The 21,906-nt window shown below is 57.6% G+C and carries 19 protein-coding genes and 2 tRNA genes; 19 read left to right on the top strand and 2 right to left on the bottom strand.

Translation table 11 applies throughout. The features are described 5' to 3' along the window. Positions 1-36: 36 nt before the first annotated feature. Positions 37-441: a ferric iron uptake transcriptional regulator gene (gene fur, locus H8F23_RS03700; protein ID WP_003221515.1), complete on the top strand. Its 405-nt coding sequence runs from the start codon at positions 37-39 to the stop codon at positions 439-441. A gap of 75 nt (positions 442-516) precedes the next feature. Here the strand turns inward: fur and recN are convergent, their stop codons facing one another. Continuing rightward, entirely contained in the window at positions 517-2,190 is a 1,674-nt protein-coding gene (gene recN, locus H8F23_RS03695) for a DNA repair protein RecN (RefSeq protein WP_007915217.1), read from the bottom strand. 240 nt (positions 2,191-2,430) lie between these two features. On the opposite strand from recN, the gene grpE reads away from it, so the two are divergent. The 8 genes from grpE (at position 2,431) to H8F23_RS03655 (ending at position 12,908) form a co-directional block, all read left to right on the top strand. Further along, positions 2,431-2,997 (top strand): nucleotide exchange factor GrpE, encoded by a 567-nt coding sequence (gene grpE, locus H8F23_RS03690; RefSeq protein ID WP_007915219.1) that lies wholly within the window; start codon positions 2,431-2,433, stop codon positions 2,995-2,997. Positions 2,998-3,099: 102 nt separating this feature from the next. Further along, the gene (dnaK, locus tag H8F23_RS03685; protein WP_007915221.1) at positions 3,100-5,016 is read left to right on the top strand and encodes a molecular chaperone DnaK; all 1,917 of its coding nucleotides are present in this window, start codon (positions 3,100-3,102) and stop codon (positions 5,014-5,016) included. Positions 5,017-5,313: 297 nt separating this feature from the next. Further along, complete coding sequence (gene dnaJ / locus H8F23_RS03680) at positions 5,314-6,438, top strand: molecular chaperone DnaJ (RefSeq protein WP_007915222.1); 1,125 nt, start codon at positions 5,314-5,316, stop codon at positions 6,436-6,438. 9 nt (positions 6,439-6,447) lie between these two features. Then, positions 6,448-7,254, top strand: coding sequence for a 4-hydroxy-tetrahydrodipicolinate reductase (dapB, locus tag H8F23_RS03675; protein ID WP_194933442.1), 807 nt, complete (start codon positions 6,448-6,450; stop codon positions 7,252-7,254). Between the two features lie 257 nt (positions 7,255-7,511). After that, on the top strand, positions 7,512-8,648 hold the full coding sequence (carA, locus tag H8F23_RS03670; RefSeq protein ID WP_007915228.1) for a glutamine-hydrolyzing carbamoyl-phosphate synthase small subunit: 1,137 nt from the start codon (positions 7,512-7,514) through the stop codon (positions 8,646-8,648). A 126-nt stretch (positions 8,649-8,774) separates the two neighbouring features. Further along, the gene (gene carB, locus H8F23_RS03665) at positions 8,775-11,996 is read left to right on the top strand and encodes a carbamoyl-phosphate synthase large subunit (protein ID WP_007915231.1); all 3,222 of its coding nucleotides are present in this window, start codon (positions 8,775-8,777) and stop codon (positions 11,994-11,996) included. A 2-nt stretch (positions 11,997-11,998) separates the two neighbouring features. Beyond that, positions 11,999-12,475 carry a transcription elongation factor GreA gene (gene greA / locus H8F23_RS03660; protein WP_064387939.1) on the top strand — a complete coding sequence of 159 codons (477 nt, stop codon included), beginning with the start codon at positions 11,999-12,001 and terminating at the stop codon, positions 12,473-12,475. Between the two features lie 28 nt (positions 12,476-12,503). Beyond that, the gene (locus tag H8F23_RS03655) at positions 12,504-12,908 is read left to right on the top strand and encodes an MFS transporter (RefSeq protein ID WP_194933441.1); all 405 of its coding nucleotides are present in this window, start codon (positions 12,504-12,506) and stop codon (positions 12,906-12,908) included. 9 nt (positions 12,909-12,917) lie between these two features. On the opposite strand, the gene H8F23_RS03650 is transcribed toward H8F23_RS03655, so the two are convergent. After that, on the bottom strand, positions 12,918-13,226 hold the full coding sequence (locus H8F23_RS03650) for a YhbY family RNA-binding protein (RefSeq protein ID WP_003221534.1): 309 nt from the start codon (positions 13,224-13,226) through the stop codon (positions 12,918-12,920). Positions 13,227-13,327: 101 nt separating this feature from the next. On the opposite strand from H8F23_RS03650, the gene rlmE reads away from it, so the two are divergent. The 10 genes from rlmE to nusA all read left to right on the top strand — a co-directional run bounded on the left by rlmE (position 13,328) and on the right by nusA (position 21,901). Next, positions 13,328-13,957, top strand: a complete 630-nt coding sequence (rlmE, locus tag H8F23_RS03645; protein ID WP_194933440.1) for a 23S rRNA (uridine(2552)-2'-O)-methyltransferase RlmE — start codon at positions 13,328-13,330, stop codon at positions 13,955-13,957. Positions 13,958-14,159: 202 nt separating this feature from the next. Next, complete coding sequence (gene ftsH / locus H8F23_RS03640; protein ID WP_016986501.1) at positions 14,160-16,067, top strand: ATP-dependent zinc metalloprotease FtsH; 1,908 nt, start codon at positions 14,160-14,162, stop codon at positions 16,065-16,067. Between the two features lie 8 nt (positions 16,068-16,075). After that, positions 16,076-16,927: a dihydropteroate synthase gene (folP, locus tag H8F23_RS03635; protein WP_194933439.1), complete on the top strand. Its 852-nt coding sequence runs from the start codon at positions 16,076-16,078 to the stop codon at positions 16,925-16,927. A 16-nt stretch (positions 16,928-16,943) separates the two neighbouring features. Further along, positions 16,944-18,281, top strand: a complete 1,338-nt coding sequence (gene glmM, locus H8F23_RS03630) for a phosphoglucosamine mutase (protein ID WP_064119464.1) — start codon at positions 16,944-16,946, stop codon at positions 18,279-18,281. A 65-nt stretch (positions 18,282-18,346) separates the two neighbouring features. Beyond that, positions 18,347-19,102, top strand: coding sequence for a triose-phosphate isomerase (gene tpiA, locus H8F23_RS03625; protein WP_194933438.1), 756 nt, complete (start codon positions 18,347-18,349; stop codon positions 19,100-19,102). 4 nt (positions 19,103-19,106) lie between these two features. Beyond that, positions 19,107-19,493, top strand: coding sequence for a preprotein translocase subunit SecG (gene secG, locus H8F23_RS03620; RefSeq protein ID WP_016986497.1), 387 nt, complete (start codon positions 19,107-19,109; stop codon positions 19,491-19,493). Positions 19,494-19,514: 21 nt separating this feature from the next. Beyond that, positions 19,515-19,600, top strand: a tRNA-Leu gene (locus H8F23_RS03615). Between the two features lie 97 nt (positions 19,601-19,697). Next, positions 19,698-19,774 (top strand) — tRNA-Met (locus tag H8F23_RS03610). 139 nt (positions 19,775-19,913) lie between these two features. Next, entirely contained in the window at positions 19,914-20,372 is a 459-nt protein-coding gene (rimP, locus tag H8F23_RS03605) for a ribosome maturation factor RimP (RefSeq protein ID WP_007915250.1), read from the top strand. A gap of 47 nt (positions 20,373-20,419) precedes the next feature. Next, positions 20,420-21,901: a transcription termination factor NusA gene (gene nusA / locus H8F23_RS03600; RefSeq protein WP_093435760.1), complete on the top strand. Its 1,482-nt coding sequence runs from the start codon at positions 20,420-20,422 to the stop codon at positions 21,899-21,901. Positions 21,902-21,906: the final 5 nt, after the last annotated feature.

The following is a 21,906-nucleotide window of genomic DNA, read 5'->3' as shown; positions in this document are numbered from 1 at the left end:
GAGAAGCTGCGAAGCAGCATCGCGAGAAAGCTGACCATGGTTGAAAATAGCGAACTACGCAAAGCCGGCCTCAAAGTGACCCTGCCACGGGTCAAGATCCTGCAAATGCTCGACTCTACAGAGCAGCGTCACATGAGTGCCGAGGACGTCTACAAGGCGTTGATGGAGGCTGGTGAGGACGTCGGTCTGGCCACGGTTTACCGTGTTCTGACCCAGTTCGAAGCGGCTGGCCTCGTGGTCCGTCACAACTTCGACGGCGGCCATGCGGTATTCGAATTGGCCGACGGTGGCCACCACGACCATATGGTCAACGTGGAAACCGGTGAAGTCGTCGAATTCGTCAGCCCGGAAATCGAAAAGCTCCAGAAGGCAATTGCCGAGGAGCACGGTGTTGATCTGGTAGATCACAATCTGGTGCTGTACGTGCGCAAGAAAAAGTAAGCATGTCGCGCGAATTTCACATTCGCGAAACGAACGAAGGCGACCCAAGGGTCGCCTTCGTGCTTTCTGTCATTGCTAAACCTTGGCAGTGACCACCATTTTTTTCGCGTGGGCCAGGGATTCCTTGGTCAGGTCAATGCCGCCGAGCATGCGCGCCACTTCTTCTATACGGTCGTTCTTGCTCAGCTTGGAAACGGCAGTGTGCGTCGCCTCTTCACCGCGCACCTTGTGCACGAACAGATGCTGATGGCCTTGCGCGGCCACTTGCGGCAAGTGCGTGACAGTCAGTACCTGGCCGCGATCGCCGAGACGGCGCAACAGTTGGCCGACAATTTCTGCGGTCGGGCCACCGATGCCGACGTCCACTTCGTCGAATACCAGCGTCGGAACACGGGATGTCTGTGCGGTGATGACCTGAATCGCCAGGCTGATCCGTGACAGCTCACCGCCGGAAGCGACTTTCGCCAGCGCCTTCAGCGGCTGGCCCGGGTTGGCGCTGACCAGCAATTCGACCTGCTCCAGCCCGTTGGGCAATAACTCGTCGCTGCTGTTGGCCTTCAATTCGATGGTGAAGCGTCCCCCCGGCATGCCCAGTCGCTGAATTTCCTGCTCAACAGCACTGGCGAGACTGCCGGCGGCCTGATGACGCAAATCGCTCAGTTCTCGGGCTTTCTCCTGATAGTGGCGGGCGTAGGAGGCCAATTCTTCACCCAGGCGCTCAATGGATTCGTCATTGGCGTTGAGGGTTTCGATCTCATCCAGCAGTTTCTGCTGCATTTCGCCGACTTCGGTGGGTTGAATCCGGTGTTTGCGCGCCAGGGTATAAATAGCGTCGAGACGTTCTTCCAGATATTGCAGGCGCGCCGGATCGGCATCGAAGTTATCGAGGAAGCGATTGAGTTCGCCAACGGCTTCTTCGACCTGAATCTGTGCGCTGGTGAGCAAACTGCTCGCTTCGCCCAGTGCGCCAACGGAATTGTTCACGCTCGACAGGCGATTGAGGCTGGCAGTCAGTGCATTCAATACATTGCCGGAATCGCTTTCGCTGCATTGTTCGACCACTTGCCGACAAATGCCCAGCAAGGTTTCGGCGTTGGTCAGGTTTTTGTGTTCCTGCTCCAGTTGCTCCAGCTCGTTATCACCGAGGCCGAGGTTTTCCAGCTCTTCAAGCTGATAGCTCAGCAATTGATGGCGTGCGCGTTGTTCGTCGCCGGAATTGGAAAGGCGTTCCAGCTCCTGGCGAGTCTGGCGCCAGCGTTGGGCGGCAAGCTGAACCTGGCGGGCCAGGTCAGTAGCGCCGGCGTACTCGTCCAGCAAGCGACGATGGGTATCGGTTTTCAGCAGGGACTGGTGTTCATGCTGGCTGTGGATATCGATCAACAACTCGCCCAATGACTTGAGGTCGCCGAGCGGGCAGGGGGTGCCGTTGATGTAGCCGCGTGAACGACCTTCGGAGGTGATCACCCGGCGCAGAATGCACGGGCCATCGGTCTCCAGATCGCGCTCGGCCAGCCATGCGCTGGCTTCAGGGATGTCCGCCAGATCGAAAGTCGCGAGGATGTCGGCCTTGTCGGCGCCGGGGCGCACCACGCCGCTGTCGGCGCGATCGCCGAGGGTCAGGCCCAGCGCGTCGAGCATGATCGACTTGCCGGCGCCGGTTTCACCCGTGATCACGCTCATCCCGCGATCAAGTTCGAGATCGAGATGTTCAACGATGGCGTAGTTATGTACGGACAGGTGCACCAGCATAAAGGCCGCTCCCAAGCAAAAGGTCTGGTTATTTATACAGTGTTTTGTTTCGCGCTGACAATGCCCTCCCTTAGGTCGATTTGCTTGAACCGTAAATCTGCTTAGTGCATTGAGGAATGAATATTCGACACTTTTTTGTAGGGTTAATGTTTGAAGGCCCTTGAAGCCTGATTTTGCGGCCCCATATATTGGGGCAGAAGCGCGAGTCAGGCTCGCGGACGAAATTGAAAGGAGAATTCTATGGCTGACGAACAGACAGTAGATACGCAAAACCCAGAAGCCAATCAGGCGCCCGAAGGTTCGGGTGATGACCTGGCGACCCGTGTACAAGTGCTCGAAGAGCAATTGGCCGCCGCGCAGGATCAATCTCTGCGTGTTGCTGCCGATCTGCAGAACGTCCGTCGCCGTGCCGAGCAGGACGTCGAGAAGGCGCACAAGTTTGCCCTGGAAAAATTCGCCGGCGACCTGTTGCCGATCGTCGACAGCCTGGAGCGCGGCCTCGAGCTGTCGAACCCGGACGACGAAAGCATTCGTCCGATGCGCGAAGGCATCGAGCTGACGCTGAAAATGTTCCACGACACCCTCAAGCGTTATCAGTTGGAAGCGATCGATCCGCACGGCGAACCGTTCAACGCCGTTCAGCATCAGGCGATGGCCATGCAAGAAAGCGCCGACGTAGAACCGAACAGCGTTCTGAAGGTGTTCCAGAAGGGCTACCAGCTCAACGGTCGCCTGTTGCGTCCGGCCATGGTTGTGGTCAGCAAGGCGCCTGCGCCAATTTCGCCTTCGATTGACGAGAAGGCTTGAAATTAGCCGCAAGGCCCCCATTTAGAAGTCAAGCGTTTAAGTATTACCGCAGTCAGCCACCACTGCTGCGGCAAAAAAATCCAAAGTTTCGGGAGAGTTAACATGGGCAAAATTATCGGTATCGACCTGGGGACCACCAACTCCTGCGTCTCCGTGCTGGAAAACGGCAAAGCAAAAGTTATTGAAAACGCTGAAGGCGCGCGTACCACGCCGTCGATCATCGCTTACGCCAACGATGGCGAAATTCTGGTAGGTCAGTCGGCCAAGCGTCAGGCTGTGACCAACCCGCACAACACCCTGTACGCAGTAAAGCGTCTGATCGGTCGTCGTTTCGACGAAGAAGTTGTGCAGAAAGACATCCAGATGGTCCCTTACAAGATCGTCAAGGCTGACAACAACGACGCCTGGGTTGAAGTGAACGGCCAGAAAATGGCACCGCCACAAATCTCGGCTGAAATTCTGAAGAAGATGAAGAAGACCGCCGAAGACTACCTCGGCGAGACCGTGACCGAAGCGGTAATCACCGTTCCGGCCTACTTCAACGACAGCCAGCGTCAGGCGACCAAAGACGCCGGCCGCATCGCCGGTCTGGACGTAAAACGTATCATCAACGAACCGACCGCAGCTGCTCTGGCTTACGGTATGGACAAGGCCAAGGGCGATCACACCGTGATCGTTTATGACCTGGGTGGCGGTACTTTCGACGTTTCCGTGATCGAGATCGCTGAAGTTGATGGCGAGCACCAGTTTGAAGTTCTGGCCACCAACGGTGACACGTTCCTGGGTGGTGAAGACTTTGACATTCGTCTGATCGACTACCTCGTTGACGAATTCAAGAAAGAAAGCGGCATGAACCTCAAAGGTGACCCGCTGGCCATGCAGCGCCTGAAAGAAGCCGCTGAGAAAGCCAAGATCGAGCTGTCGTCCGCGCAGTCGACCGACGTCAACCTGCCGTACATCACTGCAGACGCCACCGGTCCTAAGCACCTGAACGTGAAGATCTCGCGTGCCAAGCTCGAAGCACTGGTTGAAGACCTGGTTCAGCGCACCATCGAGCCTTGCCGCATCGCCATGAAAGACGCAGGTCTGGACGTTGGCGCGATCAACGACGTGATTCTGGTCGGTGGTCAGACCCGTATGCCGCTGGTACAGAAGCTGGTTACCGATTTCTTCGGTAAAGAAGCTCGCAAAGACGTTAACCCGGACGAAGCCGTTGCCATGGGTGCTGCGATTCAGGGCGCCGTGCTGGCTGGTGACGTGAAAGACGTTCTGCTGCTCGACGTCAGCCCGCTGACCCTGGGTATCGAAACCATGGGTGGCGTGATGACCGCGCTGATCGAGAAAAACACCACGATTCCTACCAAGAAATCGCAAGTGTTCTCGACTGCTGACGACAACCAGGGTGCTGTGACCATTCACGTTCTGCAGGGCGAGCGTAAGCAAGCCACTCAGAACAAGTCCCTGGGCAAGTTCGACCTGGCCGACATTCCACCTGCTCCACGTGGCGTGCCGCAGATCGAAGTGACCTTCGACATCGACGCTAACGGCATCCTGCATGTTGGTGCGAAAGACAAGGCTACCGGCAAGACCCAGTCGATCGTGATCAAGGCCAACTCCGGTCTGTCCGACGAAGAAATCGAGCGCATGGTGCGTGACGCCGAAGCCAACGCTGAGGAAGACCGCAAGTTCGAAGAGCTGGCCGCTGCCCGTAACCAGGGTGACGCACTGGTTCACTCGACGCGCAAAATGATTGCTGACGCGGGCGACAAGGTCACCGCCGAAGAGAAGACTGCGATCGAGGCTGCTGTGGTTGCTCTGGAAGCTGCTGTCAAAGGCGACGACAAGGCCGCTATCGAAGCCAAGGTTGAAGAGCTGTCGAAAGTCTCCGCTCCGGTTGCTCAGAAGATGTACGCCGAACAGGCTCAGCCAGCTGATGGCGCAGCCCCGCAAGGCGAATCGGCTGAGAAGGCTGACGACGTTGTCGATGCAGAGTTCGAAGAAGTCAAAGACCACAAGTAAGTTGTTGGTCGGCCGGTTGACTGCCTTTAGGCAGTGACTGGTAGGATGTCGCCGCGCGGGAGCTAGCTCCCGCGTTGGCGTATCTGGAATACGCGAATTTTTACAGCATGCGACAAGGTTCGGGTGCTGGTGGTATGGCCGGGAATGCTCCTGCTTTTCGCGCCGCAAGTACCGCAAGAAACAAAGACCAGGATCGTTGAATTGACGTGAGTTGGGTCCGGGCCTGTATTGGGGCTCAACGAGTTTGGCCATCCTCAGGAGGGGTTTGCCGAACGTCCTCAAGAGTGCAGAAGACTTATGGCAAAGCGTGACTATTACGAAGTGTTGGGTGTTGAGCGCGGCTCAAGCGATGCGGACCTGAAGAAGGCTTACCGTCGTCTGGCGATGAAGCACCACCCGGACCGTAATCCCGATGACAAAGCGTCGGAAGAAATGTTCAAAGAGGCCAACGAGGCCTATGAAGTGCTGTCCGACTCGAGCAAGCGTGCGGCGTACGATCAGTACGGCCATGCTGGCGTCGACCCGAGCATGGGTGGCGGTGGCGCCGGTTTTGGCGGTCAGAACTTCTCGGACATCTTTGGTGATGTCTTCAGTGATTTCTTCGGTGGTGGTCGCGGCGGTTCCCGTGGCGGCGCTCAGCGTGGCAGCGACTTGCGCTACACCCTCGAGCTGAATCTGGAAGAAGCGGTGCGCGGCACGACCGTGAATATCCGCGTTCCGACACTGGTCAATTGCAAGCCGTGCGATGGCTCGGGCGCCAAGAAAGGCTCGTCGCCATCGACCTGCCCGACCTGCGGCGGCATCGGTCAGGTGCGCATGCAGCAGGGCTTCTTCTCGGTGCAGCAAACCTGCCCGCGCTGCCATGGCCAGGGCAAGATCATTTCCGATCCGTGCGACTCCTGCCACGGTGACGGTCGTGTTGAAGAGTACAAAACCCTGTCGGTCAAAGTGCCGGCCGGCGTCGATACCGGTGACCGCATTCGCCTGTCCGGCGAAGGCGAAGCGGGTACGCAGGGCGGCCCGACGGGCGACCTGTATGTGGTTATCAATGTCCGCGAACACGACATCTTCCAGCGCGATGGCAAGCATCTGTTCTGCGAAGTGCCGATCAGCTTCGTTGATGCGGCGCTGGGCGGCGAGCTGGAAATTCCGACCCTCGACGGTCGCGTCAAGCTGAAAATCCCTGAAGGCACCCAGACCGGCAAGCAGTTCCGCGTACGCGGTAAAGGCGTGGCGCCGGTGCGTGGCGGCGGTGCGGGCGATTTGATGTGCCGCGTTGCGGTGGAAACTCCGGTCAATCTGAATCGTCGTCAGCGCGAACTGTTGGAAGAATTCCGCAGCTCGCTGGCGGACGACAATAGCCATTCGCCGAAAACCACCGGTTGGTTCGACGGTGTGAAGCGTTTCTTCGGCGATCTGTAAGGAGTCGGCATGCGACGTATAGCTGTGATGGGCGCTGCTGGGCGCATGGGTAAGATTCTGGTCGAGGCCGTGCAGCAGCGCGCGCCGCTGACCGGTTTGACCGCCGCGGTGGTTCGTCCTGGCAGCACGCTGATCGGCGTCGATGCGGGGGAGCTGGCCTCGCTGGGGCGTATCGGTGTGCCACTGTCCGGGCATATCGAAGCCGTGGCTGAAGAGTTCGATGTGTTGATCGACTTCACGCTGCCGGAAGTGATGCTGAAAAACCTCGCGTTCTGCCGCAAGGCCGGCAAGGCCATGGTCATTGGCACCACCGGGTTGGATGCGGCGCAGAAGCAGGTGCTGGCCGACGCGGGCAAAGATATCCCGATCGTGTTCGCGGCCAACTTCAGTGTCGGCGTCAATCTGTCGCTGAAGCTGCTCGACATGGCGGCGCGCGTGCTGGGTGATGATGCGGATATCGAAATCATCGAAGCCCATCACCGGCACAAGATCGATGCGCCGTCGGGTACGGCGTTGCGCATGGGTGAAGTGATTGCCAGTGCGCTGGATCGTGATCTGCAGAAAGTCGCGGTGTACGGTCGCGAAGGTCATACCGGTGCTCGCGAGCGTGAAACCATCGGTTTTGCCACCGTGCGCGGCGGTGACGTGGTGGGTGACCACACCGTGCTGTTCGCCTGCGAAGGTGAGCGCCTGGAGATCACGCACAAGGCCTCAAGCCGCATGACATTCGCCAAGGGCGCGGTGCGTGCGGCGTTGTGGCTGGATGGTCGCGAGCCGGGTCTGTACGACATGCAAGACGTGCTCGACCTGCGTTGATACACTGCTGAACCCGGCGCAAACGCCCTGTTTGCGCTGGTTTTTCTCCGCTCGGCGACGACCTGTCGCATTCTCCGGCCTTTTCGGCTCTTTAGCGGTGGACCAAAAAAGCCTTTTTCTGTAAGCTACAGCTTTAGTGTGTCCACTAAAAGCGCGCAGAATAATTCAGTGAAGAAGCGGGGTGACGTGTCCATACGTCACTCCGCTTTTTTACAACCTGCGATCGCCCTTTCATGCGTTATTTACGGGAGGTCTTCTTGACTAAGCCAGCCATACTTGCCCTTGCTGATGGCAGCATTTTTCGCGGCGAAGCCATTGGTGCCGACGGTCAAACCGTTGGTGAGGTGGTGTTCAACACCGCAATGACCGGCTATCAGGAAATCCTTACCGATCCTTCCTACGCCCAACAGATCGTTACCCTGACTTACCCGCACATCGGCAACACCGGCACCACGCCGGAAGATGCTGAGTCCGACCGCGTCTGGTCCGCTGGCCTGGTCATTCGTGACCTGCCGCTGGTAGCGAGCAACTGGCGTAACACGATGTCCCTGTCCGACTACCTGAAAGCCAACAACGTTGTGGCAATCGCCGGTATCGACACCCGTCGCCTGACCCGCATCCTGCGTGAAAAAGGCGCACAGAACGGCTGCATCATGGCCGGCGACAACATCTCCGAAGAAGCGGCCATCGCCGCGGCGCAAGGCTTCCCGGGCCTGAAAGGCATGGATCTGGCGAAAGTCGTCAGCACCAAGACCCAATACGAATGGCGCTCGACTGTCTGGGATCTGAAAACCGACAGCCACGCGACCATCGACGCTTCCGAGCTGCCATACCACGTGGTTGCCTACGACTACGGCGTCAAGGTCAACATCCTGCGCATGCTGGTCGAGCGCGGCTGCCGCGTCACCGTCGTACCTGCACAGACGCCAGCTGCTGATGTGCTGGCACTGAAGCCGGACGGCGTGTTCCTGTCCAACGGCCCTGGTGATCCGGAGCCGTGCGACTACGCGATCAAGGCGATCAAGGAAGTCCTGGAAACCGAAATTCCGGTATTCGGCATCTGCCTCGGTCACCAACTGCTGGCTCTGGCCTCCGGCGCCAAGACCCTGAAAATGGGCCACGGCCACCACGGTGCCAACCACCCGGTGCAGGATCTGGACACTGGCGTTGTAATGATCACCAGCCAGAACCACGGTTTCGCGGTAGACGAAGAAACCCTGCCTGCCAACGTACGTGCGATCCACAAATCGCTGTTCGACGGCACCCTGCAAGGCATCGAGCGCACCGACAAAAGCGCGTTCAGCTTCCAGGGTCACCCTGAAGCGAGTCCGGGCCCGAACGATGTCGCGCCACTGTTCGACCGCTTCATCAACGAGATGGCCAAGCGACGCTAAGCGTTCGCCTTGAGACTGTAGAGAGAAGCCCCTCGAGGGTGGCCCCGATCCCGGCGGCCCCTTCGAGACTTCAGAAATCGATCAAGACGGCTTGCCGACTGACCTGCGGATTTGAGTGACAAACCCATGCCAAAACGTACAGACATTAAAAGCATCCTGATTCTCGGCGCTGGCCCGATCGTTATCGGCCAGGCCTGCGAATTCGACTACTCCGGCGCCCAGGCCTGTAAAGCCCTGCGCGAAGAGGGTTACCGCGTCATCCTGGTGAACTCCAACCCGGCCACCATCATGACCGACCCGGACATGGCCGACGCCACCTACATCGAGCCGATCAAGTGGCAGACCGTTGCCAAGATCATCGAAAAAGAACGCCCGGACGCCGTGCTGCCAACCATGGGCGGCCAGACTGCTCTGAACTGCGCCCTGGATCTGGAGCGCGAAGGCGTTCTGGAGAAGTTCGGCGTGGAAATGATCGGCGCCAACGCTGACACCATCGACAAGGCTGAAGATCGTTCGCGTTTCGACAAGGCGATGAAGTCCATCGGCCTGGCGTGCCCGCGTTCCGGTATCGCCCACAGCATGGAAGAAGCCAACGCGGTTCTCGAAACCCTGGGCTTCCCGTGCATCATCCGTCCGTCCTTCACCATGGGCGGCACCGGTGGCGGTATCGCGTACAACCGTGAAGAGTTCGAAGAAATCTGCGCCCGTGGTCTGGACCTGTCGCCGACCAAAGAGCTGCTGATCGACGAATCGCTGATCGGCTGGAAAGAATATGAAATGGAAGTTGTCCGCGACAAAAAGGACAACTGCATCATCGTCTGCTCGATCGAAAACTTCGACCCGATGGGCGTGCACACCGGTGACTCGATCACCGTGGCTCCAGCACAAACCCTGACCGACAAGGAATACCAGATCCTGCGTAACGCCTCCCTGGCGGTACTGCGCGAGATCGGCGTCGAGACTGGCGGTTCCAACGTTCAATTCGGTATCTGCCCGAACACCGGCCGTATGGTCGTGATCGAAATGAACCCGCGCGTATCGCGTTCCTCGGCACTGGCTTCGAAAGCCACCGGTTTCCCGATCGCCAAAGTCGCGGCCAAACTGGCAGTGGGTTACACCCTCGACGAACTGTCGAACGACATCACCGGCGGCAAGACCCCGGCGTCCTTCGAACCGTCGATCGACTACGTCGTCACCAAGCTGCCACGCTTCGCCTTCGAAAAATTTGCCAAGGCTGACGCGCGCCTGACCACGCAAATGAAGTCGGTCGGTGAAGTCATGGCCATCGGCCGTACCTTCCAGGAATCCCTGCAGAAAGCCCTGCGCGGTCTGGAAGTCGGCGTTTGCGGTCTGGACGAGAAGCTCGACCTGAGCAACCCGGAAAGCATGAGCGTGCTCAAGCGCGAACTGACCGTGCCGGGCGCCGAGCGTATCTGGTACGTGGCGGACGCTTTCCGCGCTGGCCTGTCGGTCGAAGACATCTTCGGCATGAACATGATCGACCCGTGGTTCCTGGTGCAGATCGAAGATCTGATCAAGGAAGAAGAGAAGGTCAAGACCCTCGGTCTGTCCGCTATCGACCGCGACCTGATGTTCAAGCTCAAGCGTAAAGGCTTCTCCGATCAGCGTCTGGCCAAACTGTTGGGCGTGACCGAGAAGAACCTGCGCACTCATCGCCAGAAGCTGGAAGTGTTCCCGGTCTACAAGCGCGTTGACACCTGCGCCGCCGAGTTCGCCACTGACACCGCTTACCTCTACTCCACCTACGAGGAAGAGTGTGAAGCTGCGCCGTCGGGTCGCGACAAAATCATGATTCTGGGTGGTGGTCCAAACCGTATCGGCCAGGGCATCGAGTTCGACTATTGCTGCGTTCACGCTGCCCTCGCTCTGCGCGAAGACGGCTACGAAACCATCATGGTCAACTGCAACCCGGAAACCGTTTCCACTGACTACGACACTTCCGACCGTCTGTACTTCGAGCCGGTAACTCTGGAAGACGTGCTGGAAATCTGCCGCGTCGAGAAGCCGAAAGGCGTGATCGTCCAGTACGGCGGCCAGACTCCGCTGAAACTGGCTCGTGCCCTGGAAGCCGCTGGCGTGCCGATCATCGGCACCAGCCCAGACGCCATCGACCGTGCCGAAGACCGTGAGCGTTTCCAGCAAATGGTTGAGCGCCTGAACCTGCGTCAGCCGCCAAACGCCACCGTGCGCAGCGAAGACGAAGCTGTTCGTGCTGCCGCGAAAATCGGTTATCCGCTGGTGGTGCGTCCGTCCTATGTACTGGGCGGCCGTGCGATGGAAATCGTTTACAAGGAAGACGAGCTCAAGCGTTACCTGCGTGACGCGGTGCAAGTGTCCAACGACAGCCCGGTGCTGCTCGACCACTTCCTCAACTGCGCCATCGAAATGGACGTAGATGCGGTCTGCGACGGCAAAGACGTGGTGATCGGCGCGATCATGCAGCACATCGAGCAGGCTGGTGTTCACTCTGGTGACTCCGCGTGCTCGCTGCCGCCGTACTCGCTGCCGGCCCACATCCAGGACGAGATGCGCGAGCAGGTCAAGAAAATGGCCCTCGAGCTCGGCGTTGTCGGCCTGATGAACGTGCAGTTGGCTTTGCAAGGCGAAGACATCTACGTCATCGAAGTCAACCCGCGCGCTTCGCGTACCGTACCGTTCGTGTCGAAGTGCATCGGTGTGTCCCTGGCCATGATCGCTGCCCGCGTAATGGCCGGTAAGACCCTGAAAGAAATCGGCTTCACCAAAGAAATTATCCCGAACTTCTACAGCGTGAAAGAGGCGGTGTTCCCGTTCGCCAAATTCCCTGGCGTTGACCCGATCCTCGGCCCAGAGATGAAGTCGACCGGTGAAGTGATGGGCGTCGGTGACACCTTCGGTGAAGCATTCGCCAAAGCCCAGATGGGTGCCAGCGAAGTGCTGCCGACCGGCGGTACTGCGTTCATCAGCGTGCGCGACGACGACAAGCCGCTGGTTGCAGGCGTGGCCCGTGATCTGATCAACTTGGGCTTCGAAGTGGTTGCCACTGCCGGCACTGCCAAGCTGATCGAAGCGGCAGGCCTGAAAGTGCGCCGTGTGAACAAGGTGACCGAGGGTCGTCCACACGTGGTCGACATGATCAAGAATGACGAAGTCACCCTGATCATCAACACCACCGAAGGTCGCCAATCGATCGCTGATTCGTACTCCATTCGTCGTAATGCCTTGCAGCACAAGATTTACTGCACCACCACCATTGCTGCTGGCGAAGCTATCTGTGAAGCGCTGAAGTTCGGTCCGGAAAAGACCGTGCGCCGCTTGCAGGATCTACACGCAGGATTGAAGGCATGAGCATAACCAAGTACCCAATGACTGTTCAGGGCGCTCGCGCCCTGGAAGAAGAGCACACTCACCTGACCAAGGTCGTTCGTCCGAAGCTCAGCCAGGACATCGGTACGGCCCGCGAGTTGGGTGACTTGAAAGAAAACGCTGAATACCATGCCGCTCGCGAACAGCAAGGCATGGTCGAGGCGCGGATTCGTGACATCGAAGGCAGGATTCAGAATCAGGTCATCATCGACGTCACGACCATTCCTCACACCGGCAAGGTGATTTTCGGCACCACCGTCGAAATCGCCAACGTCGAGACCGATGAAAGCGTCACTTACCACATCGTGGGTGAGGATGAGGCTGACTTCAAACTCGGCAAGATTTCCGTCGGCTCGCCTTTGGCCCGTGCCTTGATCGGCAAGGAAGAGGGCGATGTGGTCGCCGTGAAAACGCCTGGTGGCGTTATCGAGTACGAGATTGTCGAAGTCCGTCACATCTGAAAACGGGCGCCCGCTGCATGCGGGCGCCATGCTTTGGCAGCTGACCCAGATGCTTTGGGTCGGTGGCCTATGGCTGATTCATCTCGGTTTGCAGCCGGCGTTGGGCAAAATCGGCCTCGCGCCGTTGCTGATCGATGAAGTGGCCAGTGCATTTGAAGTGCTGGTGGTGGGGTTTGCCGCCGCCTGTGTGATTTTTCAGGTTTTGGTGCTGGTACAGGCCGAGGGCCTTGCCAGTCTATGGCGGGATTTTCGCGGGCAGGTGCTGTTGATGGCGTTGTATGCGTGTGCGATGTTCGTCGCAGTGCGTGTCGGCTGGCCGGATGCGCAGCGCTGGCAGGTATTCAGCTTTCTGATCCTGGGCTTTTCCGGGCTGGTGCTGGTGATGCAACCTGTACCGGGGTGGAGTGGCAGGGTGCGCGAAGCACACCCTTGACCCTTGTCATCACTTGAAGCGATGAACGTTCGACAGCTGCTTGTTGACGCTGAAGTTCTTGCGGTAAACCAGTGCCATCTTGCCGATGACCTGTACCAGATCCGCTTTGCCGACCTTGCACAGCTCTGCGATGTGCGCCAGGCGCGATTCGCGATCGAGGATGTTGAGCTTGATCTTGATCAGCTCGTGATCCGCCAAAGCGCGTTCAAGTTCGGCTAACACACCTTCAGTCAAACCATTGTCAGCCACCGTCAAAACCGGTTTCAGGTGGTGGCCAATGGATTTGTACTGTTTCTTCTGCTCTGGAGTGAGCGGCATAATCTGACCCTTTCGTCTGGATTCTGTAAAATGGCGGCCATTTTACCCGAGGGTTCGTGGATCCGCCCAATTAATCACGACCCTAATCATCGAGGTGCCCAATGGCGCGTTCCAAGACAAGCCTTGGTTGGCTGAAACGACATGTCAACGATCCCTATGTGAAGCAAGCACAGAAGGATGGCTACCGCTCGCGTGCGAGTTACAAACTTCTGGAGATCCAGGAGAAATACAAGCTGATCCGTCCCGGTATGAGCGTTGTCGACCTGGGTGCTGCGCCCGGTGGCTGGTCGCAGGTGACTAGCCGGCTGATCGGTGGTCAGGGACGTCTGATCGCTTCGGACATCCTGGAAATGGACAGCATTCCGGACGTGACTTTCATTCAGGGCGATTTCACCGAGGACGAAGTGCTCGGGCGGATTCTAGACGCCGTGGGTAATTCGCAGGTGGACCTTGTGATTTCCGATATGGCCCCCAATATGAGTGGTACGCCTGAAGTGGATATGCCGAAAGCCATGTTCCTTTGCGAGCTGGCGCTTGATCTGGCGGAACGGATCCTCAAGCCGGGTGGAAATTTTGTGATCAAGATTTTTCAGGGCGAAGGGTTTGATGTTTACCTGAAGGATGCTCGGAAGAAGTTCGACAAGATCCAGATGATCAAGCCAGACTCTTCCCGTGGCAGTTCCCGTGAGCAATACATGTTGGCTTGGGGCTACCGCGGTCGTAGCGAGTAAAACGAGGTTTTTTGGTGGGGTGATAGGTTTTTCGTATTTCGCTCCGCGTGCATAAGCGAATATTGTGTAGAAAGTGTTTCACAAAGGGTTACAGACGGCGCCTGCCAGAGTTGTAGGTAATGTAGTAAGTTAGGCCGGTGAATATCATGCGAAGCGCGCGCCAGTAGCGGAGCTTGCTTCAGAGGGTAGTTAATTGAACGATATGGCAAAGAATCTGATCCTGTGGTTGATCATCGCGGCTGTCCTGGTGACGGTGATGAACAACTTCTCCAGCCCTAACGAGCCGCAGACCCTCAACTATTCCGACTTCATCCAGCAGGTCAAGGATGGCAAGGTCGAGCGCGTAGCCGTTGATGGTTATGTGATTACCGGCAAGCGCAACGATGGTGACAGCTTCAAGACCATTCGTCCGGCAATCCAGGACAATGGCCTGATCGGCGACCTGGTCGACAACCACGTTGTGGTTGAAGGCAAGCAGCCTGAGCAGCAAAGCATCTGGACCCAATTGCTGGTAGCCAGCTTCCCGATCCTGGTGATCATCGCGGTGTTCATGTTCTTCATGCGCCAGATGCAGGGCGGTGCCGGCGGCAAGGGCGGACCGATGAGCTTCGGCAAGAGCAAGGCGCGCCTGCTCTCCGAAGATCAGGTTAAAACCACTCTGGCTGACGTTGCCGGTTGCGACGAAGCCAAGGAAGAAGTCGGCGAGCTGGTTGAATTCCTCCGTGACCCGGGCAAGTTCCAGCGCTTGGGCGGTCGTATTCCTCGTGGTGTGCTGATGGTCGGTCCTCCGGGTACCGGTAAAACCTTGCTGGCCAAGGCGATTGCTGGCGAAGCCAAGGTTCCGTTCTTCACCATTTCCGGTTCTGACTTCGTCGAGATGTTCGTCGGTGTCGGTGCCAGCCGTGTTCGCGACATGTTCGAGCAGGCCAAGAAGCACGCTCCTTGCATCATCTTCATCGACGAAATCGACGCCGTCGGTCGCCATCGTGGCGCCGGCATGGGTGGCGGTCACGATGAGCGTGAGCAGACCCTCAACCAGTTGCTGGTTGAGATGGACGGCTTCGAAATGAACGATGGCATCATTGTTATCGCTGCAACCAACCGCCCAGACGTCCTCGACCCTGCGCTACTGCGTCCGGGCCGCTTCGACCGTCAGGTCGTGGTGGGGCTGCCGGATATCCGTGGTCGCGAGCAGATTCTCAAAGTACACATGCGCAAAGTGCCAATGGGTGACGACGTCGCTCCGGCCGTTATCGCGCGTGGTACTCCGGGCTTCTCCGGTGCTGACCTGGCTAACCTGGTCAACGAAGCGTCTTTGTTCGCTGCACGTAGCGGCAAGCGCATCGTCGAAATGAAAGAGTTCGAACTGGCCAAAGACAAGATCATGATGGGCGCCGAGCGCAAATCCATGGTCATGTCCGAGAAAGAGAAACAGAACACCGCTTATCACGAAGCTGGCCACGCCATTGTCGGTCGCGTCGTGCCTGAGCATGATCCGGTCTACAAGGTATCGATCATTCCGCGCGGTCGTGCGCTGGGTGTGACCATGTTCCTGCCGGAAGAAGATCGTTACAGTCTGTCCAAGCGTGCGCTGATCAGCCAGATCTGCTCGCTGTACGGCGGCCGTATCGCTGAAGAGATGACCTTGGGCTTCGACGGAGTCACCACCGGTGCTTCCAACGACATCATGCGTGCCAGCCAGATTGCGCGGAACATGGTGACCAAGTGGGGTCTGTCGGAAAAACTCGGTCCGTTGATGTACGCAGAAGAAGAGGGTGAGGTATTCCTTGGTCGCGGCGGTGGTGGTCAGGCTGCCAGCTTCTCCGGCGAGACGGCCAAGCTGATTGACTCCGAAGTGCGCAGCATCATTGATCAGTGCTACGGCACTGCGAAGCAGATCCTCACGGACAACCGTGACAAGCTTGATGCCATGGCTGATGCGTTGATGAAGTATGAAACGATCGATGCTGAACAGATCGACGACATCATGGCGGGTCGTACACCACGCGAGCCACGTGACTGGTCGGGGGGCACTGGTACACCACCTCCTCCGGTGGTTCGTGACGAGCGTCCGGAAACACCGATTGGCGGTCCGGCTGCTGACGTTTAAGGTTTGAAATGACTTCTGTACAGTCCCTGACCCGGTTGCCTTGCGGCAACCGGGTTCTTGATTTAGCCCAGACGCATGTCATGGGTATTCTTAATGTAACCCCTGATTCTTTCTCCGACGGCGGCCAATACAGCCAGCTGGACGCGGCCTTGCGCCACGCTGCAGCCATGGTTGCTGCCGGTGCGACGCTGATTGATGTCGGTGGTGAATCTACTCGTCCTGGCGCGCGAGCAGTGTCCCCGCTCGAAGAGCTTGAACGTGTGGCGCCGATCGTCGAGCTGATCAATCGTGAGCTTGATGTGATCATTTCGGTGGATACCTCCACACCCGCCGTGATGCGCGAAACCGCGCGGTTAGGGGCCGGGTTGATCAACGATGTGCGTTCGCTGCAGCGCGATGGCGCGCTGGATGCGGCGGCGGCTACGGGTTTGCCGGTGTGTCTCATGCATATGCTCGGTGAGCCTGGGGATATGCAGGACAATCCGCAGTATCAGGATGTCACGCGCGAAGTCGGTGATTTTCTAGCCGAGCGCATGGCGCAGTGTGCGGCGGCCGGTATTCCTGAGAGGCGGATCATTCTTGACCCGGGTTTCGGTTTCGCCAAAACCCTGCAGCACAATCTAAGCTTGTTCAAACACATGGAGGCCCTGCATGCGTTGGGTCGGCCTCTGCTTGTTGGTGTTTCTCGAAAAAGCATGATTGGCCACGCCCTTAATCGTCCTGTGGGCGAGCGGCTGCACGGTGGTCTGGCACTGGCGGCGCTGGCATCGGTGAAGGGAGCGCGTATATTGCGCGTCCATGATGTAGCGGAAACGGTAGACGTGGTGCGCATGATCGCGGCCGTGGAATCAGCCGAATAAGAATGATGGAGCACTTATGAGCAAGAAATACTTTGGTACTGACGGCATTCGTGGTCGAGTCGGTGAATACCCGATTACTCCTGACTTCATGCTCAAGCTCGGCTGGGCTGCCGGCATGGCGTTCCGCAAAATGGGCGCTTGCAAGGTGCTGGTCGGCAAGGACACGCGTATTTCCGGTTATATGTTCGAATCGGCACTTGAGGCTGGTCTGACATCAGCGGGCGCTGATGTGATGCTGCTGGGCCCTATGCCGACGCCGGCTATCGCCTATCTGTCGCGAACGTTCCAGGCTGAGGCCGGTATCGTGATCAGTGCTTCGCACAATCCGCATGACGATAACGGCATCAAGTTTTTCTCCGGTAAAGGCACCAAGCTGCCGGATGAGCTGGAGCTGATGATTGAGGAGCTGCTCGATACCCCGATGACTGTGGTCGAGTCGAGCAAGATCGGCAAAGTGTCGCGAATCAACGATGCATCAGGTCGCTACATTGAGTTCTGCAAAAGCAGTGTGCCAACCGGGACCAGTTTTTCCGGTCTCAAGATCGTTATCGACTGTGCGCATGGTGCGACCTATAAGGTGGCTCCGAGCGTCTTCCGCGAATTGGGGGCAGAAGTCGTTGTGCTTTCAGCGCAGCCAAACGGTCTGAATATCAATGAAAACTGCGGCTCGACCCATATGGGTCAGTTGCAGGCTGCGGTGCTCGCCGAGCATGCCGACCTGGGTATCGCTTTCGATGGTGATGGTGATCGGGTGCTGATGGTCGATCACACTGGCGCCATCGTCGACGGTGACGAATTGCTGTTTATCATCGCTCGTGATCTGCATGAGCGGGGCAAATTGCAGGGCGGTGTCGTTGGTACCCTGATGAGTAATCTGGGGCTGGAACTCGCGCTGGCGGATCTTTCGATTCCATTCATTCGTGCCAATGTGGGTGACCGCTACGTGATAGCCGAGTTGCTTGAACGCAACTGGCTGGTCGGCGGAGAGAACTCGGGACATATCGTTTGCTTCAATCACACCACGACCGGTGATGCGATCATCGCTGCGTTGCAGGTGCTGATGGCGCTGAAGACCCGTAATGAAGGTTTGGCGCAAACCCGCCAGGCATTGCGCAAGTGCCCTCAGGTACTGATCAATGTGCGTTTTGGTGGTGGCGAAAGTCCGCTGGAGCACCCGGCTGTCAAGGAGGCCAGTGCGCGCGTCACCCAGGCAATGGCGGGACGCGGGCGCGTGCTTTTGCGCAAGTCCGGGACAGAGCCTTTGGTGCGGGTAATGGTCGAAGGCGAGGATGAAACCCAGGTTCGCAACTACGCCGAAGAGCTGGCAAAACTGGTAACTGAAGTTTCTGCCTGATACGGCTTGCAAGCCATGATTGTGTTGGGTAACATCTGCGCCCACTTTGACCGACGAGGTACAGCATGCGTCGCCCTATGGTAGCTGGTAACTGGAAGATGCACGGTACCCGCGCCAGCGTCGCTGAGCTGATCAACGGCCTTCGTCATCTGGCCTTGCCAAGCGGTGTTGATGTCGCGGTATTCCCGCCTTGCTTGTATATCAATCAGGTGATTGATGGCTTGAAAGGTAAATCGATTTCGGTCGGTGCGCAGAATTCTGCGGTGGAATCCATGCAAGGTGCATTGACCGGTGAGATTGCACCGAGTCAGTTGGTGGATGCAGGTTGTTCCCTTGTGCTTGTCGGGCACTCCGAACGCCGCCAGATAATGGGCGAGCGAGACGGGATGCTGAATCGCAAGTTCGCATCGGCACAGGCATGTGGCTTGATTCCGGTGTTGTGTATAGGGGAAACCCTCGAGCAACGCGAAGCTGGAAAAACTCTTGAGGTTGTCGGGCGTCAGCTGGGCAGCATCATCGAGGAGCTGGGTGTAGGTGCTTTTGCCAAGGCAGTCATCGCTTACGAGCCTGTCTGGGCCATTGGTACCGGACTGACTGCAACGCCGCAACAGGCTCAGGATGTGCATAAAGCCATTCGCGAGCAGTTGGCGGCAGAGAATTCTGAAGTCGCACGAGGTGTGCGCCTTCTATACGGCGGCAGCGTGAAGGCGGCCAATGCGGTCGAACTGTTCGGCATGCCGGATATCGATGGGGGGCTCATTGGTGGAGCTTCCCTGAATGCAGATGAGTTCGGTGCGATCTGTCGCGCCGCGGGAAACTGAAAAAATGCTGGAAACAGTCGTAGTCGTTTTTCATCTGCTGGGTGCATTGGGCGTAGTTGCTCTGGTTTTGCTGCAGCAGGGTAAGGGTGCGGACGCTGGCGCGTCTTTCGGAGCAGGTGCTTCAAATACTGTGTTCGGAAGCCAAGGTTCCTCTACCTTTCTTAGTAAGTTTACTGCTATACTTGCCGCCGGTTTCTTCATAACCAGCTTGGGGTTAGGTTACTTTGCTAAAGAGAAGGCTCATCAGCTGACTCAGGCAGGTCTCCCAAATCCAGCAGTGTTGGAAGTGCCTAAGCAACAACAACCGGCTTCTGATGATGTCCCGGTGCTTCAAGAGCAAAAGTCGGCTACTCCAGCGACTGACGTACCTCCAGCTCAAGAGCAGAAGTAAGAAGGGTTTCAACGTAGTTTTGCCGAGGTGGTGGAATTGGTAGACACGCAACCTTGAGGTGGTTGTGCCCATAGGGTGTAGGGGTTCGAGTCCCCTTCTCGGTACCAATTAGTCAGGAGAGCCCGCTGTTGCGGGCTTTCTTGCAGGTGGAAGGTTACATTGACCCTATAAGGGATCGGTCGTATACTTCCGCCCCAGCTTTGTCGCGGGGTGGAGCAGTCTGGTAGCTCGTCGGGCTCATAACCCGAAGGTCGTCGGTTCAAATCCGGCCCCCGCAACCAGTTTAAGGAGCCCCTTTTAAGGGGCTTTTTGTTAGCTGGACACTTTCAACGCCGCTGTTCGACGGCGTTTCAAGGATGGGCGTTAAGCCCATTTTTTTATTTTGCAAAGCATGCACATATCATGCACTAGGGGGTTCAGGTGTCGAGCAAGCTAGAAGAGTTGCAGGCCTTGCTGGCCCCGGTGGTCGTGGCCCTGGGCTATGAATGCTGGGGTATCGAGTTTTCGGCTCAGGGTCGTCACTCGATGTTGCGCGTTTATATCGATAAAGAGGGTGGCGTGCTGGTGGACGATTGCGCCATTGTCAGCCGTCAGATCAGCGGTGTACTGGATGTTGAAGATCCAATTTCCGTTGAATACACCCTCGAAGTTTCCTCGCCTGGCATGGAGCGCCCACTGTTCACTCTTGAGCAGTTTGCAAAATTTGCCGGTGAACAAGTGAAGATCAAGCTGCGCTCGCCTTTTGAAGGTCGACGCAACTTTCAGGGCCTTCTGCGCGGTGTAGAAGAACAGGATGTTGTGGTGCAGGTAGATGACCATGAGTTCCTGTTGCCGATCGATATGATCGACAAGGCCAACATTATTCCCAGTTTTGACTGAGACGCGGATCCCGCGGATCCAATGGCTTGCGAAAGGCGAGGCGTACGATGAGCAAAGAAGTACTGCTGGTTGTTGAGTCGGTATCCAATGAAAAGGGCGTACCGGCAAGCGTAATTTTTGAAGCGCTGGAGCTGGCTCTGGCCACTGCTACCAAAAAGCGTTTTGAAGACGAAGTAGACCTGCGTGTGGAAATTAATCGCCACACCGGTTCTTACGAAACTTTCCGTCGCTGGACGGTCGTTGAAGAGAATGATCTCGACGATCCGGCCATCGAAACCTGGCCAACCAAGGTTGCTGAAACGCATCCTGGCGCCAAGGTTGGCGACGTCGTTGAAGAAAAGATCGAATCCATCGAGTTCGGCCGCATCGCTGCACAGACTGCCAAGCAGGTCATCGTGCAGAAAGTTCGCGAAGCCGAGCGCGCTCAAGTGGTCGACGCCTATCGCGAGCGCCTGGGAGAAATCATCTCCGGCACCGTGAAAAAAGTCACCCGCGACAACGTGATCGTCGATCTGGGTAACAACGCTGAAGCGTTGCTGGCCCGTGAAGACATCATTTCTCGCGAAACTTTCCGTGTCGGCGTGCGCCTGCGTGCGCTGCTCAAGGAAATCCGCACCGAGAACCGCGGCCCGCAGTTGATCCTGTCGCGTACCGCGCCGGAAATGCTGATCGAGCTGTTCCGCATCGAAGTGCCGGAAATTGCCGAAGGCTTGATCGAAGTAATGGCAGCGTCCCGTGATCCGGGTTCGCGCGCCAAGATCGCCGTCCGCTCCAAGGACAAACGCATCGACCCGCAGGGCGCTTGCATCGGTATGCGCGGTTCGCGCGTCCAGGCAGTGTCGGGCGAGTTGGGCGGTGAGCGTGTGGATATCGTCCTGTGGGACGACAACCCGGCTCAGTTCGTGATCAACGCCATGTCCCCGGCTGAGGTTGCGGCAATTATCGTTGACGAAGATGCCCATGCAATGGACATCGCCGTTGGCGCAGACAATCTGGCTCAGGCCATCGGTCGTGGTGGTCAGAACGTGCGTCTGGCCAGCCAGTTGACTGGCTGGACCCTGAACGTGATGACCGAATCGGACATCCAGGCTAAGCAGCAAGCAGAAACCGGCGACATCCTGCGCAACTTCATCGACGAGCTGGAAGTCGACGAAGAACTGGCTCAGGTGCTGGTAGATGAAGGCTTCACCAGCCTGGAAGAGATTGCCTACGTACCGTTGGAAGAAATGCTCAACATCGACGGCTTTGACGAGGACATCGTCAACGAGCTTCGCGCTCGTGCCAAGGATCGTTTGTTGACCAAAGCCATCGCTACTGAGGAAAAGCTGGCAGACGCCCATCCGGCCGAAGACCTGCTCTCGCTTGAGGGTATGGACAAGGATTTGGCGATGGAACTGGCGGTGCGCGGCGTAATTACCCGCGAAGACCTGGCCGAGCAGTCTATTGACGACCTGCTCGACATCGACGGCATTGACGATGATCGTGCCGGCAAGTTGATCATGGCCGCCCGAGCCCACTGGTTCGAGTAATTAGG

The organism is Pseudomonas neuropathica, from assembly GCF_015461835.1.
Classification (GTDB): domain Bacteria; phylum Pseudomonadota; class Gammaproteobacteria; order Pseudomonadales; family Pseudomonadaceae; genus Aquipseudomonas; species Aquipseudomonas neuropathica.
The sequence above is the reverse complement of the archived record's forward strand: the minus strand, read 5'-3'. Positions and strand labels throughout refer to the sequence as shown.

Excerpts from the sequence above, each read along its gene's own strand:
- fur (WP_003221515.1), top strand. The coding sequence starts at position 37 with ATGGTTGAAAATAGCGAACTACGCAAAGCCGGCCTCAAAGTGACCCTG.
- recN (WP_007915217.1), bottom strand. The coding sequence starts at position 2,190 with ATGCTGGTGCACCTGTCCGTACATAACTACGCCATCGTTGAACATCTC.
- grpE (WP_007915219.1), top strand. The coding sequence starts at position 2,431 with ATGGCTGACGAACAGACAGTAGATACGCAAAACCCAGAAGCCAATCAG.
- dnaK (WP_007915221.1), top strand. The coding sequence starts at position 3,100 with ATGGGCAAAATTATCGGTATCGACCTGGGGACCACCAACTCCTGCGTC.
- dnaJ (WP_007915222.1), top strand. The coding sequence starts at position 5,314 with ATGGCAAAGCGTGACTATTACGAAGTGTTGGGTGTTGAGCGCGGCTCA.
- dapB (WP_194933442.1), top strand. The coding sequence starts at position 6,448 with ATGCGACGTATAGCTGTGATGGGCGCTGCTGGGCGCATGGGTAAGATT.
- carB (WP_007915231.1), top strand. The coding sequence starts at position 8,775 with ATGCCAAAACGTACAGACATTAAAAGCATCCTGATTCTCGGCGCTGGC.
- H8F23_RS03655 (WP_194933441.1), top strand. The coding sequence starts at position 12,504 with ATGCTTTGGCAGCTGACCCAGATGCTTTGGGTCGGTGGCCTATGGCTG.
- H8F23_RS03650 (WP_003221534.1), bottom strand. The coding sequence starts at position 13,226 with ATGCCGCTCACTCCAGAGCAGAAGAAACAGTACAAATCCATTGGCCAC.
- rlmE (WP_194933440.1), top strand. The coding sequence starts at position 13,328 with ATGGCGCGTTCCAAGACAAGCCTTGGTTGGCTGAAACGACATGTCAAC.
- ftsH (WP_016986501.1), top strand. The coding sequence starts at position 14,160 with ATGGCAAAGAATCTGATCCTGTGGTTGATCATCGCGGCTGTCCTGGTG.
- folP (WP_194933439.1), top strand. The coding sequence starts at position 16,076 with ATGACTTCTGTACAGTCCCTGACCCGGTTGCCTTGCGGCAACCGGGTT.
- glmM (WP_064119464.1), top strand. The coding sequence starts at position 16,944 with ATGAGCAAGAAATACTTTGGTACTGACGGCATTCGTGGTCGAGTCGGT.
- tpiA (WP_194933438.1), top strand. The coding sequence starts at position 18,347 with ATGCGTCGCCCTATGGTAGCTGGTAACTGGAAGATGCACGGTACCCGC.
- secG (WP_016986497.1), top strand. The coding sequence starts at position 19,107 with ATGCTGGAAACAGTCGTAGTCGTTTTTCATCTGCTGGGTGCATTGGGC.
- nusA (WP_093435760.1), top strand. The coding sequence starts at position 20,420 with ATGAGCAAAGAAGTACTGCTGGTTGTTGAGTCGGTATCCAATGAAAAG.